The 13,371-nt window shown below is 72.0% G+C and carries 14 protein-coding genes; 6 read left to right on the top strand and 8 right to left on the bottom strand.

Features of this window, described 5'->3' with window-relative positions; all coding sequences use genetic code 11:
- Positions 1 to 134: 134 nt before the first annotated feature.
- Both O7634_RS25450 and O7634_RS25455 read left to right on the top strand, forming a co-directional pair.
- Positions 135 to 545 (top strand): DUF4878 domain-containing protein, encoded by a 411-nt coding sequence (locus O7634_RS25450; protein WP_278152649.1) that lies wholly within the window; start codon positions 135 to 137, stop codon positions 543 to 545.
- Positions 532 to 1,521 (top strand): low temperature requirement protein A, encoded by a 990-nt coding sequence (locus O7634_RS25455; protein WP_278152650.1) that lies wholly within the window; start codon positions 532 to 534, stop codon positions 1,519 to 1,521. Before O7634_RS25450 ends, O7634_RS25455 begins: the two co-directional genes overlap by 14 nt.
- Here the strand turns inward: O7634_RS25455 and O7634_RS25460 are convergent.
- The 4 genes from O7634_RS25460 to O7634_RS25475 all read right to left on the bottom strand — a co-directional run bounded on the left by O7634_RS25460 (position 1,488) and on the right by O7634_RS25475 (position 5,558).
- Positions 1,488 to 2,126, bottom strand: a complete 639-nt coding sequence (locus O7634_RS25460) for a thymidine kinase (protein ID WP_278154076.1) — start codon at positions 2,124 to 2,126, stop codon at positions 1,488 to 1,490. The genes O7634_RS25455 and O7634_RS25460 overlap by 34 nt on opposite strands.
- Positions 2,127 to 2,260: 134 nt before the next feature.
- Entirely contained in the window at positions 2,261 to 3,655 is a 1,395-nt protein-coding gene (locus tag O7634_RS25465) for an MFS transporter (protein WP_278152651.1), read from the bottom strand.
- 16 nt (positions 3,656 to 3,671) lie between these two features.
- A complete protein-coding gene (locus tag O7634_RS25470; protein WP_278152652.1) occupies positions 3,672 to 4,439 on the bottom strand; it encodes a glycerophosphodiester phosphodiesterase in 768 nt (255 codons plus the stop codon).
- A gap of 345 nt (positions 4,440 to 4,784) precedes the next feature.
- Complete coding sequence (locus O7634_RS25475; protein ID WP_278152653.1) at positions 4,785 to 5,558, bottom strand: lysophospholipid acyltransferase family protein; 774 nt, start codon at positions 5,556 to 5,558, stop codon at positions 4,785 to 4,787.
- Positions 5,559 to 5,732: 174 nt separating this feature from the next.
- Between O7634_RS25475 and O7634_RS25480 the strand changes: the two genes are divergently transcribed.
- The 3 genes from O7634_RS25480 to O7634_RS25490 all read left to right on the top strand — a co-directional run bounded on the left by O7634_RS25480 (position 5,733) and on the right by O7634_RS25490 (position 9,439).
- Positions 5,733 to 7,148 (top strand): cytochrome ubiquinol oxidase subunit I, encoded by a 1,416-nt coding sequence (locus O7634_RS25480; protein ID WP_278154077.1) that lies wholly within the window; start codon positions 5,733 to 5,735, stop codon positions 7,146 to 7,148.
- Between the two features lie 14 nt (positions 7,149 to 7,162).
- A complete protein-coding gene (gene cydB / locus O7634_RS25485; protein ID WP_278152654.1) occupies positions 7,163 to 8,161 on the top strand; it encodes a cytochrome d ubiquinol oxidase subunit II in 999 nt (332 codons plus the stop codon).
- Positions 8,162 to 8,260: 99 nt separating this feature from the next.
- Positions 8,261 to 9,439 (top strand): GNAT family N-acetyltransferase, encoded by a 1,179-nt coding sequence (locus O7634_RS25490; RefSeq protein WP_278152655.1) that lies wholly within the window; start codon positions 8,261 to 8,263, stop codon positions 9,437 to 9,439.
- Positions 9,440 to 9,582: 143 nt separating this feature from the next.
- On the opposite strand, the gene O7634_RS25495 is transcribed toward O7634_RS25490, so the two are convergent.
- Together O7634_RS25495 and O7634_RS25500 are read right to left on the bottom strand one after the other, a co-directional pair.
- Positions 9,583 to 10,266 carry a hypothetical protein gene (locus tag O7634_RS25495; protein ID WP_278152656.1) on the bottom strand — a complete coding sequence of 228 codons (684 nt, stop codon included), beginning with the start codon at positions 10,264 to 10,266 and terminating at the stop codon, positions 9,583 to 9,585.
- Between the two features lie 73 nt (positions 10,267 to 10,339).
- The gene (locus tag O7634_RS25500; RefSeq protein ID WP_278152657.1) at positions 10,340 to 10,801 is read right to left on the bottom strand and encodes a peroxiredoxin; all 462 of its coding nucleotides are present in this window, start codon (positions 10,799 to 10,801) and stop codon (positions 10,340 to 10,342) included.
- 180 nt (positions 10,802 to 10,981) lie between these two features.
- Here O7634_RS25500 and O7634_RS25505 point away from each other — a divergent pair, with 180 nt between their 5' ends.
- Complete coding sequence (locus O7634_RS25505) at positions 10,982 to 11,710, top strand: SDR family oxidoreductase (protein ID WP_278152658.1); 729 nt, start codon at positions 10,982 to 10,984, stop codon at positions 11,708 to 11,710.
- A 34-nt stretch (positions 11,711 to 11,744) separates the two neighbouring features.
- On the opposite strand, the gene O7634_RS25510 is transcribed toward O7634_RS25505, so the two are convergent.
- Together O7634_RS25510 and O7634_RS25515 are read right to left on the bottom strand one after the other, a co-directional pair.
- Entirely contained in the window at positions 11,745 to 11,870 is a 126-nt protein-coding gene (locus O7634_RS25510; RefSeq protein ID WP_278152659.1) for a hypothetical protein, read from the bottom strand.
- Positions 11,867 to 13,276, bottom strand: a complete 1,410-nt coding sequence (locus O7634_RS25515; protein ID WP_278152660.1) for an OFA family MFS transporter — start codon at positions 13,274 to 13,276, stop codon at positions 11,867 to 11,869. The genes O7634_RS25510 and O7634_RS25515 overlap by 4 nt, the downstream gene beginning before the upstream one ends.
- Positions 13,277 to 13,371 lie beyond the last annotated feature (95 nt).

The following is a 13,371-nucleotide window of genomic DNA, read 5'->3' on the forward strand; positions in this document are numbered from 1 at the left end:
CGAACAGGGCACACCGGCAGGTCGGGCGTACCCAGTTTCCGGCTTGTCGTGCTCCGGCGCGATCGTGTTCTCTACGGTCGGTAGTCGTGGGTGCCGGTCAGTCGTGGAGCCGACCGGCCCGGCGGCGTCGCCCAATGAGAACCGGGCTGGCGTTCGCCGGGTTCGGCGTGGCGCTGTGCTGCGTCGGGGTGGCCGGTCTGGGGGCCTGGAACCTGCAGACCGTCCGGCAGGCCGCCGGCCCGATCCGGGAGACCGCCGACGGTTTCCTCAACGAGGTCGCGCTCGGTGACAGCGACAGGGCGTACGAACGGCTCTGCGCGGACGCGCGCAGCCGGTGGAGCGCGATCGGCTTCACCAGTTGGGTGCGGACGCCACCCATGGTGACCGACTACGAGATCACCGACGTGTCGGTGGCGACCCGGGGCGGCCGGCCCCGGGGCACGGTGACGGTGACGGTGACCCGTGCCGGCGGGATCAGCGAGGAGCGCCGGCTGCCGGTGGTCCGCGAGGACGGGGACTGGCGGGTGTGCGGTGACCCGTTCTGAGCCGTCGGCCGGCGCCGGGCTGCGCGCGCGGTTGCTGCGACCACGCCACGGCGTGCAGCCGACCACCTCGACGGAGCTCTTCTTCGACCTGGTCTTCATCTTCACCATCACCCAGCTGTCGCACTACCTGATCGCGCACCTGGACTGGCGTGGCGTCGGGCGTACCGCCCTGTTGCTGGCGCTGGTCTGGCTCGTCTGGGTCTACACGACCTGGGTGACCAACTGGTTGCAACCGGACCAGGGTCCGGTCCGGGCGATGCTGCTCGGGGTGACGCTGGGCAGCCTGCTGCTGTCGGCGGCGATCCCGCAGGCGTTCGGCGCGACCGGCCTGCTGTTCGCCGTGACCTATGTCAGCGTGCAGGTGGGTCGGACCGCCTTCGGCCTGTGGGCGGTGCGGGACAACCCGTGGTTGGTCGCCGGGTTCCGGCAGTCACTGCCGTGGATAGCCGGGACGTCGGTGGTCATGGTGCTGGGCGGCCTGGTGGGCGGGGCGGCCCGGGAGGCGCTGTGGACGGCGGTGGTCGTGCTCGAGGTGGTCGGTCTGTCGATCGGCTATCCCCTGCCGGGGCGGGGTCGCAGCCGCCCCGAGCGGTGGATGGTCGAGGGTGGGCACCTGGCCGAGCGGTGCGCCGCCTTCGTCCTGATCGCGCTGGGGGAGTCGATCCTGATCACCGGGAGCACCCTCACCCAGCACGTGGACCTGGTGACGTCCGGGGCGTTCCTGCTGGCGTTCGCCGGTTCGGTGGCGCTGTGGTGGGTGTACTTCGCCCGGTCGGCGCCGAGCGCGACGCAGGTGATCGCCAGTGCCGGCGAGCGGACCGGCGCGTTGAGCCGGGTGGCGTTCAACTACCTGCATCAGGCGCCCGTCGCGGCGTGCGCGGCGGCGGCGGTGCTGCTGACCGTGGCGGTGATCGTGGCCGACCGGTGGTCCGGGCGGGCGGTTCAGTCGCGGGGGCCGAGGTCGCCGCTGCGGTAGTGCCGGCGGCACAACACCTGGTAGCGGACCTCGGCGGTGTCCACGGTGTCGCCGATGACGACCTGGGCGCCCTCGCGGACGACCCGCCCGTCGACCACCCGGGCGTTGAGCAGCCCCTCCCGGCCGCACCAGCACAGCACCTCGACCTGGATGCGGGCCACCTCGTCGGCCAGCTCGAACAGGCGTTGCGCGGCGGGGAACAGGCACGACCGGAAGTCGGTGGCCAGGCCGAACGCGAACACGTCGACGTCGTAGCTGTCGACCAGCTCGGCCATCTGCTCGACGTGCTCGACGGTGTAGAAGCACGCCTCGTCGCAGATCAGGTAGTCCACGCGTACCCCGTCGGCCCACCGGCCGCGCACCAGGGCCCGCAGGTCCAGGTCGTCGGTGACCTCGATGGCCTCGTGGGCCAGACCGATGCGGGTGGTGACCTGGGGGCCCAGCGACCTGTCGATGCGGGTGGTGACCAGGCCCCGGCGGCCCTGCCGGGCGTGGTTGTAGTTCATCTGCAACGCCATCGTGGACTTGCCGCAGTCCATCGGTCCCCAGAAGAACTTCAACGCCGCCGCGTGCACCGGCCGCCCGTCGAGCCCGCGGGCGGCCACGCACCCGGCCGGCGGGTGGGGCTCGCCGGGGAACGGGTGGGCCAGGCAGGTCGGGGCGGTGGTGGCATCGTCGGTCACGGTCGGGCAGCCTAGCCCATCGACCGGCCCGGATCGGCCGGGCGCGGTGGGCGCGCTCAGAGCACCCGGGGCGGGGTGTTGCCGGCGGCGACGATGGCGCGGCGGATCGGCACGGCGGCCAGCAGCAGGATCCCGACCACGAAGAAGATCAGCAGTGAGACCAGGCCCACCCGGTAGGAGGAGGTGAGCTGGAACACCAGGCCGAAGGCCAGCGGGCCGAGCCAGCTGGTGCCCTTGTCGCTGATCTCGTAGAAGCCGTAGTACTCGCCCTCCTTGCCGGCCGGGATGAGCTGACTGAACAGCGACCGGCTCAACGCCTGGCTGCCGCCGAGGACCAGGCCGATGGCCGCGCCGAGGATCATGAACGGCACCGGAGCCTCCGCCGGCAGCCGGAACGCGGCGATGATCACCGCCGTCCAGAGCACCAGGCTGAGCAGGATCGTCTTCCAGGCGCCGATGCGGGCGGCGAGCGCGCCGAGGCTCAGCGCGCCGCCGAAGGCGAGGAACTGCACCAGCAGGATGGTGACGATCAGGGTGCTCTGCTCCAGGCGCAGCTCCTCGGTGCCGTACTGGCTGGACAGGGTGATGACGGTCTGGATGCCGTCGTTGTAGACCAGGAAGGCCAGCAGGAAGAACAGCGTCAACGGGTACGCCTTGATCTCCCGCAGGGTGTGCAGGAGTTGCCGGAACCCGTCGGTGAGCACGTTGCCGCGCGGCCCCAGGGCCGCCGCCGCGCCGGGGCGTTCCCGCAGCCAGCGCAGCGGCACCAGGGTGAACACCGCCCACCACACGCCGGCGGACACGATCGACCAGCGGGCCAGGTCCAGGGTGCGCTGCGGGTTGTCGTCCTGGCTGAAGACGGTGACCGCGACCAGGTTGAACGCCAGCAGCAGACCACCGCCGAGGTAGCCCAGCGCCCAGCCGCGACTGGAGATGCGGTCGCGTTCGTCCGGGGTGCCGAGCTGCGGCAGGAACGAGTTGTAGACCACCAGGGCCGCGCCGAAGGAGATGTTCGCGATCAGGAACAGCGCCCCGCCGAGCAGGTAACGGTCGCCGGTGACGAACGCCATCGCCATGGTGGCACCGGCCCCGGTGAACGCGGCGCCGCCGAGCAGCCGCTTCTTGTGCGCCGACCGGTCGGCGATCGCCCCGATCACCGGCAGCACGAACACGGTGAGGAACACCGACAGCGAGATCAGGTACGGGAAGTACGACCCGGCGGCCACCGTGATGCCCAGCGGGTGGACCACGCCGTCGCAGTCGTCCGCGCCCAGATCGCACCCGGCGGCCACCTCGGCGACGGTGGTCAGGAACGGGCCCAGGAACACGGTGATCACCGTGGTCTGGAACGCGGAGTTCGCCCAGTCGTAGACGTACCAGCCGCGGCGCTCGCGGCGGGTGCTCGCCGGGGGCGGGGTGTCGTCCACCGCGGGGGTCACGGTCTCGGCCATCGGGGTCCTTGGCTGATCAGGCGGCCCAGTGGCCGCGGCTGCGGTAGACGTCGCGCAGCACGCCGACGTGATCGATCATGATGCCATCCACCCCACGATCCAGTAAGTCGTGCATCTGGGCTGGTTCGTCGATCGTCCAGACGTGCACCTGCAGGCCGAGGCGGTGGCAGTAGTCGAGGAACCGGCGGTCCACCACCGGCACCCGCCCGTAGTGCGGCGGAACCTGCGCGGCGACCACCGACGGCGGCAACCGCAGCGGACGCCCGTGCAGCGACGCCAGCCTCAGCCGGGCGACGCCGCGCATGCCGAGGCTGGTGGCGACCCGGCCGCCGGTGAGGGCACGCAGTCGGGTGAGGCGGGCGTCGCTGAACGACGCGAGCAGCACCCGGTCGCCGGCGTCGGCCCGGGTCACTGTGGCGACCGTCGGCTCGACGCCGCCGTCGGCCTTGACGTCGATGTTGAAGCGGACCTGCGGCCAGGCGTCCAACACCTCGTCGAGCCGGGGTACGACGGCGGCGCCGCCGACGCGTACCGAGCAGAGGTCGGCCCAGGTCAGGTCGGCGATGCGTCCCGGTTCGCCGGTGACCCGGCGCAGCGTCGGGTCGTGGAAGATCACCGCCACTTTGTCGGCGGTGGCGTGCACGTCGGTCTCCACGTACCGGTAGCCCAGCCCGACGGCCCGGGCGAACGCCTCGGTGGTGTTCTCGTCGCCCTCGGCGGCGCCGCCGCGATGGGCGAACGCCAGCGGCACGGGCGCGTCGAGGTAGCCGGGTCGGGTCAGCACGCGACGCAGTATGCCTTCCGCCGGTGGAGGGCGGGTGACCTACCGGCGAAGAGCAGACCCGCGCGGGCGCGGCGGCCGGACCTCGACGCCCGGACCGGTCCACGGCCCTCAGCTCCGGACCCCGCCCCTCGCCCGTGCCCTTCGTTCGCCCTTTGCTCTGCACCCACGGAGGCGACGGTCACCGTGGGTAGGCGGCGCTTCGGCGGGTGCAGAGCAAAGGGCGCAGAAAGGCGTGGTGGGACTCCCGCTGACAGGCCCCTCTGGCCCGTCCGATCCGGCCGTCAATCGTCATCGTCGCCCCCCGCTGCCATCCGTCCTGCTCACCGGGTCCGGCGGACTCAAGGATCAGCGGGGTTCGCGGCGGTGGGCGCGGCTGAGGTCGGTGGGACGGCCGGGGTCGACGTGCCGGGGCCGGTCGGGCTCGTCGGGGCGCAGCGGGGCGAGGGTGTCGGTGAGCGCGTCGACGATCCGGTCGGTGGCCCGGCGGGCCGCGCCGGGGCTCGCGGCGCTCGACTCGCCCAGGTCGACGGGCGCCCCGAAGTGCACCCGGATCACCGGGCGGCGCCACAGCGAGCGGGTGATGCCACGCAGCATGCCCCGGGGCGCCCGGTAGGGCAGCACCTCGTGCGCACCCCACTGGGCGACCGGGACGACGGGCGCGCCGCAGGCCAGGGCGAGCCGGGCCGCTCCGGTCTTGCCGCGCTCGGGCCACATGCCGGGGTCCAGCCCGATGCGTCCCTCCGGGTAGATGAGGATCACCGACCCGCGGGCGACGGCGCCGGCGGCGTCGTCGAGGGCCCGGTGTACGGCGCTGGTGCCCCGGTCGACCCGGATGTGCCCGGCGTGGCGCATGGCGGCCCCGAACACCGGGACCCGGAACAGCCCGGCGGTGGCCATGATCCGGGGGGCGATGCCCCGGGCCTGGCAGGCGGCGATCATGACCAGCGGGTCGAACGGGCTGATGTGGTTGGCGGCCAGCACCAGTGGGCCGCGGCGCAGGTGCGTCGGGACGTCGCCGGTGACCTCGAGGCGGGCGAGCAGGCCGACCAGGGCCCGGACCAGCACGAGGGCCGTGCGCCAGATCAGCGGCGGCCGCCAGGGGGAGTGCGCGGTGTCCATCAGCGCGCCATCGTCGCACGCGCGGCCGCGGCGGCGAGGGCGGGTCGCCAGGTTGACAGGGTGATCAGAGTCATTGGTCCCGGGTCGGTTCGGGCCGCCTGGCCCTGCCACATCCGCTACGACGAGCAGTAGTATTTACTACGTCTCGTAGTATGGATGGCTGGGGGTTTTCAGGTGGACGCGTTGGACGTTGCCCGCTGGCAGTTCGGTGTCACCACCGTCTACCACTTCCTCTTCGTGCCGTTGACCATCGGGTTGTCCGTGCTGGTGGCGATCCTGCAGACGATGTGGCACCGCACCGGCAACGAGCGCTACCTGAAGCTCACCAAGTTCTACGGCAAGCTGTTCCTGATCAACTTCGCGATGGGCGTGGTCACCGGGATCGTGCAGGAGTTCCAGTTCGGCATGAACTGGAGCGACTACTCCCGCTTCGTCGGCGACATCTTCGGCGCGCCGCTGGCCATCGAGGCGCTGGTCGCGTTCTTCCTCGAATCCACCTTCATCGGCCTGTGGATCTTCGGATGGGACCGGCTGCCCAAGCGTGCCCACCTGGCCAGCATCTGGGCCGCCGCGATCGGCACCAACCTGTCCGCGTACTTCATCCTCGCGGCGAACTCGTTCATGCAGAACCCGGTCGGCTACCGGATCAACCCGGACAGCGGGCGCGCCGAGCTGACCGACTTCCCGGCCGTGCTGACCAACAAGGTCGCCCTGATCACCTTCCCGCACACCCTGGCCGGGTCGTTCCTGGTCGCCGGGTCGCTGATCGTCGCGGTCGGCCTGTGGCACGTCATCCGCAACCGGGACTCCGCCGACACCGGCGCGTACCGCTTCGCCACGAGGTTCGGCTCCTGGGTGGTCCTGGTCGCCTCCGCCGCCGTGCTGCTCACCGGCGACATCCAGGGCAAGATCATGACGCAGGTGCAGCCGATGAAGATGGCCGCCGCCGAGGGCCTCTACACCACCGAGAGCCCCGCCTCGTTCTCCGTGCTCACCATCGGCAGCCTCGACGGCAGCCGCGAGGTCTTCGCCATCAAGATCCCGTACCTGCTGTCGTACCTGGGCACCGGCGACCCGAACGGCACCGTGCACGGCATCAACGACCTGCAGGCCCAGTACGCCACCCAGTACGGCGCGGGCAGCTACACCCCGATCATCCCGGTCACCTACTGGAGCTTCCGCTTCATGATCGCCTTCGGGATGGCCGCCGGCGCGATCGCCCTGCTGGTGCTCTGGAGCCAGCGCAGGGGCCGTACCCCGAGCAGCAAGTGGCTGCTGCGCGCCGGGCTGGCCATGCCGGTGCTGCCGCTGCTGGCCAACTCGTTCGGCTGGATCTTCACCGAGATGGGCCGCCAGCCGTGGATCGTCTTCGGCGAGATGCTCACCCGCAACGGCGTGTCCCGCAGCGTCTCGCTGACCGAGGTCCTCACCTCCTTCACCGCCTTCACGCTGATCTACGCCACCCTCGCCGTGATCGAGGTGAAACTGCTGCTGCGCTACGCCAAGGCCGGCGTGCCGGACGTCAGCGAGGAGCACCCCATCGACGACACCCACGACGACGCCGAGCGCCCGCTCGCCTTCGCCTACTGATCCCGGAGCCCATCGTGGACCTGACCACCATCTGGTTTCTCCTCGTCGCCGTGCTGTTCACCGGCTACTTCATCCTGGAGGGCTTCGACTTCGGCGTCGGCATGCTGCTGCCCGTGCTCGGCCGCGACGACCGGGAACGCCGCGTCCTGATCAACACCATCGGCCCGGTCTGGGACGGCAACGAGGTCTGGCTGATCACCGCCGGCGGCGCGATGTTCGCCGCGTTCCCCGAGTGGTACGCCACCCTCTTCTCCGGCTTCTACCTGCCGCTGCTGCTGATCCTGCTGGCCCTGATCGCCCGGGGCGTCGCGTTCGAGTACCGGCACAAGCGCCCCGAGGCGTCCTGGAAGCGCCGCTGGGACACCGCGATCGTGGTCGGCTCGGTGCTGCCGGCGATCCTGTGGGGTGTCGCCTTCGCCAACATCCTGCGCGGGGTGCCGCTGGACGCCGACCACGAGTATGTCGGCGGCCTGCTGGACCTGCTCAACCCGTACGCGCTGCTCGGCGGCGTGACCACGCTGGCCCTGTTCGCCACCCACGGCGCGGTGTTCCTGGCCCTGAAGACCACCGGCGACGTCCGCGAGCGCGCGGGCGCCCTGGCGGTGCGCCTGGGCGTGGCCGCCGCCGTGCTCGCCGTCGGGTTCCTGGCCTGGACGCTGAGCATCCGCTCCAGCGCGGCCGCCGTCGTGCTCGCCGTGGGCGCGGCCGTCGCCCTGCTCGGCGCGCTGGCCGCCGCCCGGGTACGCCGGGAGGGCTGGGCGTTCACCGGCACCGCCGCCGCGATAGGCCTGGCGGTGGCGACCCTGTTCGCGGCGCTGTTCCCGAACGTGCTGCCGTCCACCCTGGACGTGGCGGGGACGCTGACCGCCACCAACGCCGCCTCCACCCCGTACACCCTGAAGATCATGACCTGGGTGGCGGTGATCTTCACCCCGGTGGTGCTGGCCTACCAGGGCTGGACGTACTGGGTGTTCCGCAAGCGCATCGGCGTCGCCAACATCCCGCAGCACTGACCCTCGATCTTGCACGAACTGTCCCGACATAAGCCGCACTGCGGGCGTCTCGACGAATAAAGCTGCAAGATCGACGGGGGGTGTCGCTACGGTGTGGCGATGCACGTGCGTGAACTCACCACCGACGACCTCGACGCCGCCTGGGAGCTGGGCCGGTTCGCCTTCGGCTCCGACCCGCAACGACCGGCGCACGCGACCAGCCCGGTGCCCGGGATGACCCGCTACGGCGCGTTCGACGACGCCGGTCGGCTCGTCGGCAAGGCCGTCGACCTGCACCACGACCAGTGGTGGTCCGGGCGGGCCGTGGCGGCCGCCGACGTCGCCGGGGTGGCGGTCGCCCCCGAGTCACGGGGCAGGGGTGTCGCCCGCGCCCTGCTCACCGCCCTGCTGGCCGGGGCCCACGAGCGCGGCGCGGCGGTCAGCGCCCTGTACCCGACAGTCGCCGCCCCGTACCGCGCCTGCGGCTGGGAGACCGGCGGCGTGCTGCGCACCGTCGACCTGGCCACCGCCGCGCTGCCCCGGCACCGCCCCGCGTCGCACCTGACCGTCCGCGCCGGCACGACCGCCGACCTGGACACCGTCACCGCCCTCTACGAGCGGGTCGCCCGCCACCGCAACGGGATGTTGACCCGCAGGGGCGCGTTGTTCGACTTCTACGCCGCCGAGCCAAAGCTGCCCGGTGACGGGCTCACCCTCGTCGAGGACGACGGCGACCTGGTCGGCTACGCCGTCTGGCAGCGCGGCCGGGGCTACGGCGCGGACTCGGTGCTCACCGTCGACGAGGCCCTGGCGACCACCGCCGACGCGGCCCGCGAGATCGTCGGGGTGCTCGGCAGTTGGGCCAGCGTCGCGCCGACGCTGCGACTGTGTCCGCTCGACGGCGACGCCGTCAGCACGGTCCTGCCGCTGGAGGCCGCCCGCGACCACGAACGGGACCTGTGGATGCACCGCCCTGTCGACGTCGTACGGGCGGTGCGCGAGCGTGGGTGGCCCGCCGGTGTCCGGGGCGCTGTCGACCTCCACCTCACCGACCCGCTCGCCGGGTGGAACACCGGCGCCTGGCGCCTGGCGGTCGCCGACGGCGAGGCCGAGCTGACCCGGATCGACGGCGAGGCGGACCTGCGGCTGGACGTGCGGGGGTTCGCGCTGCTCTACGCCGGGGCGGCGCGTGCCCGCTCGGTCGCGCAGGCCGGCCTGCTGCACGCCGCGGGTGTCGAGCCGGACGCCCTGGACCTGTTGGGCGCCGGCGGCCCGGCCCAACTGCTCGACTACTTCTGACGGTCCCCGGCCAGCGCCCCGGGCGCTGCCGGTTCACCCGACGCCCAGCCAGCCCGACTCGTCGAGCCCACGGCGGCCACTGACCCCGACACCGCCGCGGCGGGCCCGCCCCACCCGGGAGACAGGCCCGCCGCGACCAGCGCTCAACTCGCTTCGCGCAGCTCCGCCAACCGGGCCTCGATCTCGGCCAACTCCGCGCGCAGCTTCTCCGCCTGCTGCTCCGCCTCGGCCCGCTCGGCGCCCAGGATCTGCTCCACCGCCTCCTGCACACCCGGCACGTCCACCAGCGCCACCATCTTCAACGCCTCGGCCGGCTTCACCACGTACGGCTTGGCGAGGGCCTTGCTGCCCTGCTGCGCGGCGACCGTCCACTCGCCGTCGGCGTACGCCAGGGTCACCGTGAGGCCGGCGGGCCCCTTGGGCTTGGCGGCCTTGACCGCCCGTCGCGCCGGCGGCTTCTCGGCCTGCTCCACCTTCGGTTCCTCCTGTCGCTGCGCGGGCACCCGCGGCGTGTCCAACACGAACTCCGGCGCGGCGACCGCGGGCGCCTCCGGCTCCGGCTCCGGTTTCGGCTCCGCCGCCCGCCGGCTGGCGCCCTTGGGCGCGACCGCCAGGTCGGCGGGGGAGAACGGCAACTCGTCACGGCCGAACCGCACCACGACGAACTCGTCGGACACGTCCGGATCGGTCAACTCGACCACCTGGCCGACCTGACCGGCGATCTGCCCCGCCGACGCGGTGAACACCACCCTCGGCTTACGGCCGGCCGCCAACGCCTCCCGGATGCTGCGCACCTCGTCAGTGGACAAACCCTGGCCGGCATCCATCACAACCCTCTTCCGTACACCTGTTTGATTGCTGTCTTGATACCAGCCCGCTGCGACACCCGCCGCACGGGGCTCAGCCGCCCAACGCCCGCAGCGCCCGGTCCGCGTGCTCGTTCATGCTGACCTCGCTGTGGATCACGTCGACGACCCGCGAGTCGGTGCCGATGACGAACGTCATCCGCCTCATGCTCAGCGGTCCCAGCGGCACCCGCCGCTTCACCCCGAACTGCTGCGCGACAGTGCCGGCCTCGTCCGACAGCAGCGGATAGTCGAAGCCGTTGACCCGCGCGAACTCCGCCTGCTTCGCGACCGGGTCGCGGCTGACGCCCACCCGCGACGCGCCCACCGCCGCGAACTCCGCGGCGAGGTCCCGGAAGTGGCAACTCTCCGCCGTGCACCCGCGCGTCATCGCCGCCGGGTAGAAGAACAGCACCACCGGCCCGGCCGCCAGGAACTCCGACAGCCGCCGCGGCGTGCCCGTCTCGTCCGGCAACTCGAAGTCCCGCACCACGTCGCCCACACCGACACCCGCCACCGCGCACCTCCACTGTCGTCGATCGCGCGGTGAGCGTAAGCGATCACCCCCACGTCGCCCACACCTCGTCGGCCACCGTCGCGGCCCGTCCCCGCCGCGTGTGACCCTCCTTACGACGACGTGCCCGCGCCGGTCACGGTAGCGTCGGCGCCACCCCACCGACATCCCGTGGAGGCGCCCATGGCACCCGTCACCGTGATCACCGGCGGCGGCCGGGGCATCGGCGCGGCCACCGCCCGCCGGCTCGCCGCGGCCGGCCACCACATCGCCCTGTGCTACCGCCGCGACGACGCCGCGGCCGCCGCCGTCCTGGCCGACCTGCGCGCCACCGGCGCCCAGGCCATCGCGGTACGCGCCGACACCACCGACCCCGACCAGGTCCGCGACCTGTTCGACGCCGCCGCACGGCTGGGCCCCCTCACCGGCCTGGTCAACAACGCCGGCGTCACCAGCCTCATCGGCCCGTTCACCGAACTGCGCGTCGAGGACCTGCGCCGGGTCGTCGACGTCAACCTCATCGGGTACGTCCTCTGCGCCCAGCAGGCCGCCCGCCGGCTCACCGACGGCGGCGCGATCGTCAACGTCTCCTCGGCGGCGGCGACCCTCGGCAGCCCGGGGGAGTACGTGCACTACGCCGCCGTGAAGGCCGCCACCGACACGCTCACCGTCGGTCTGGCCAAGGAACTCGCCCCGCGTGGCATCCGGGTCAACGCCGTCGCCCCCGGCCTGGTGCGCACCGACATCCACGCCGACTCCGGCGTACCCGACCGCCCCGACAGCGCCGCCCACCGGGTCCCGCTGGGCCGTGCCGGCGAACCCGACGAGATCGCCGCCGCCATCGCGTGGCTGCTCAGCCCGGAAGCCTCGTACGCCGCCGGTGCCGTGCTGCGGGTCTCCGGCGCCCTGTGAGCCGGGACGCGGCCCGCGTCCCGGCCCACCGCTGTCAGTGCGTGAACAGCTTCGCCGCGGTGATCACCGTCTGCGCCACCCCGTAGCCGAGCAGCACCGCGACCACCAGCCAGGACACCACCAACCGGGCCTGCTGCCCGCCACGACCGTCGTCGTTCATCGCGTACCACTCCGCTCCGTCGCCGTGATCTCGTCCACGTCCTGCGCCGGCGGCTCGTGGTACCGCCGCGGCACCGGTCGCACCAGCAGATTCGCCACGAAGCCCACCGCCAGGACCCCCACCATGGTGAACAGCGCCGGCCGGTACGCCGCCGCCGTCAACGTGCCCGGCCTGCCCTGGGCGTCGAGGAACCCGTTCACGATCAGCGGACCCGCCACCCCCGCCGCCGACCAGGCGGTCAGCAGCCGACCGTGGATCGCCCCCACCTGGAAGGTGCCGAACAGGTCCCGCAGGTACGCCGGCACTGTCGCGAACCCACCGCCGTAGAACGACAGGATCACACACGCCAGCAGCACGAACAGCGCCGTCGCGCTCTGCCCGACCAGCGCCAGCAACGCGTACAGCACCATGCCCACGCCCAGGTACACCAGGTAGATCGGCTTGCGGCCGATGACGTCCGAGGTGGACGACCACACGAACCGGCCCGCCATGTTGAACAGCGACAGCAGACCCACGAACCCGCCGGCCGCCGCGACGGTCACCGCCGACGAGCCGTTGTCCCGGAAGAAGTCCTGGATCATGGGGCTGGCCTGCTCCAGGATGCCGATGCCGGCCGTCACGTTGCAGAACAACACCACCCACAGCAGCCAGAACGACCGGGTCCTCACCGCGTTCGCCGCCGACACGTTCGCCGTGGTGACCAGCGGCTTCGCCGCGACGCTCGCCGGGTCGAACCCGGCCGGCCGCCAATCGTCCGCCGGCACCCGCACGTTCGCCACCCCGAACATCATGACCACGAAGTAGCCCAGGCCGAGCGTCACGAACAACCACACCAGGGCGCTGCCCGACGCCGTCGAGGCCGCGTCGGACGGGTCGTATCCACTGTCGTAGAACGACAACACCTGCCGCGACAGGGGAGAGGCGACCATCGCCCCACCACCGAACCCCATGATCGCCAACCCGGTGGCCAGACCCGGCCGGTCCGGGAACCACTTGATCAGTGTCGAGACGGGGGAGATGTAGCCGATGCCCAGGCCGATCCCGCCGAGCAGCCCGTAGCCCAGATACAGCAACCACAGCTGCCTGGTGGCGATGCCCAGCGCCCCCACCAGGAAACCCACCGACCAGAAACACGCGGACACGAACATCGCCTTACGCGGCCCGTTCGCCTCCACCCAGGTCCCGGCCACCGCCGCGGACAACCCCAGCATCACGATCGCGATACTGAAGATCACCCCGATCGCGGTCTGACCGCTGTCGAAGTGGGCGATCAGCGAGTTCTTGTAGACGCTTGTGGCGTACACCTGGCCGATGCACAGGTGGATGGCCAACGCCGCCGGGGGAATGAGCCACCGGCTGTAGCCCGGTGGTGCGACGGTGTGGCGACGATCGAGTGCGGACAGCATGCGCTGCTTCCTCTCCGACGAGGACGAGAAACGTCGCGCACAACGTGCCCACACCGCTGGCATGCCGCAAACCTCACCAGCGCCCGGCGGTCCCC

The organism is Micromonospora sp. WMMD1120 (assembly GCF_029626235.1).
Lineage (GTDB): Bacteria > Actinomycetota > Actinomycetes > Mycobacteriales > Micromonosporaceae > Micromonospora.

What these genes read in the sequence shown, in the direction of transcription:
- O7634_RS25495 (WP_278152656.1), bottom strand. Translation starts at nt 10,266, where the DNA reads ATGGATGCCGGCCAGGGTTTGTCCACTGACGAGGTGCGCAGCATCCGG.
- O7634_RS25515 (WP_278152660.1), bottom strand. Translation starts at nt 13,276, where the DNA reads ATGCTGTCCGCACTCGATCGTCGCCACACCGTCGCACCACCGGGCTAC.
- O7634_RS25510 (WP_278152659.1), bottom strand. Translation starts at nt 11,870, where the DNA reads ATGAACGACGACGGTCGTGGCGGGCAGCAGGCCCGGTTGGTGGTGTCC.
- O7634_RS25475 (WP_278152653.1), bottom strand. Translation starts at nt 5,558, where the DNA reads ATGGACACCGCGCACTCCCCCTGGCGGCCGCCGCTGATCTGGCGCACG.
- O7634_RS25450 (WP_278152649.1), top strand. Translation starts at nt 135, where the DNA reads ATGAGAACCGGGCTGGCGTTCGCCGGGTTCGGCGTGGCGCTGTGCTGC.
- O7634_RS25490 (WP_278152655.1), top strand. Translation starts at nt 8,261, where the DNA reads ATGCACGTGCGTGAACTCACCACCGACGACCTCGACGCCGCCTGGGAG.
- O7634_RS25465 (WP_278152651.1), bottom strand. Translation starts at nt 3,655, where the DNA reads ATGGCCGAGACCGTGACCCCCGCGGTGGACGACACCCCGCCCCCGGCG.
- O7634_RS25505 (WP_278152658.1), top strand. Translation starts at nt 10,982, where the DNA reads ATGGCACCCGTCACCGTGATCACCGGCGGCGGCCGGGGCATCGGCGCG.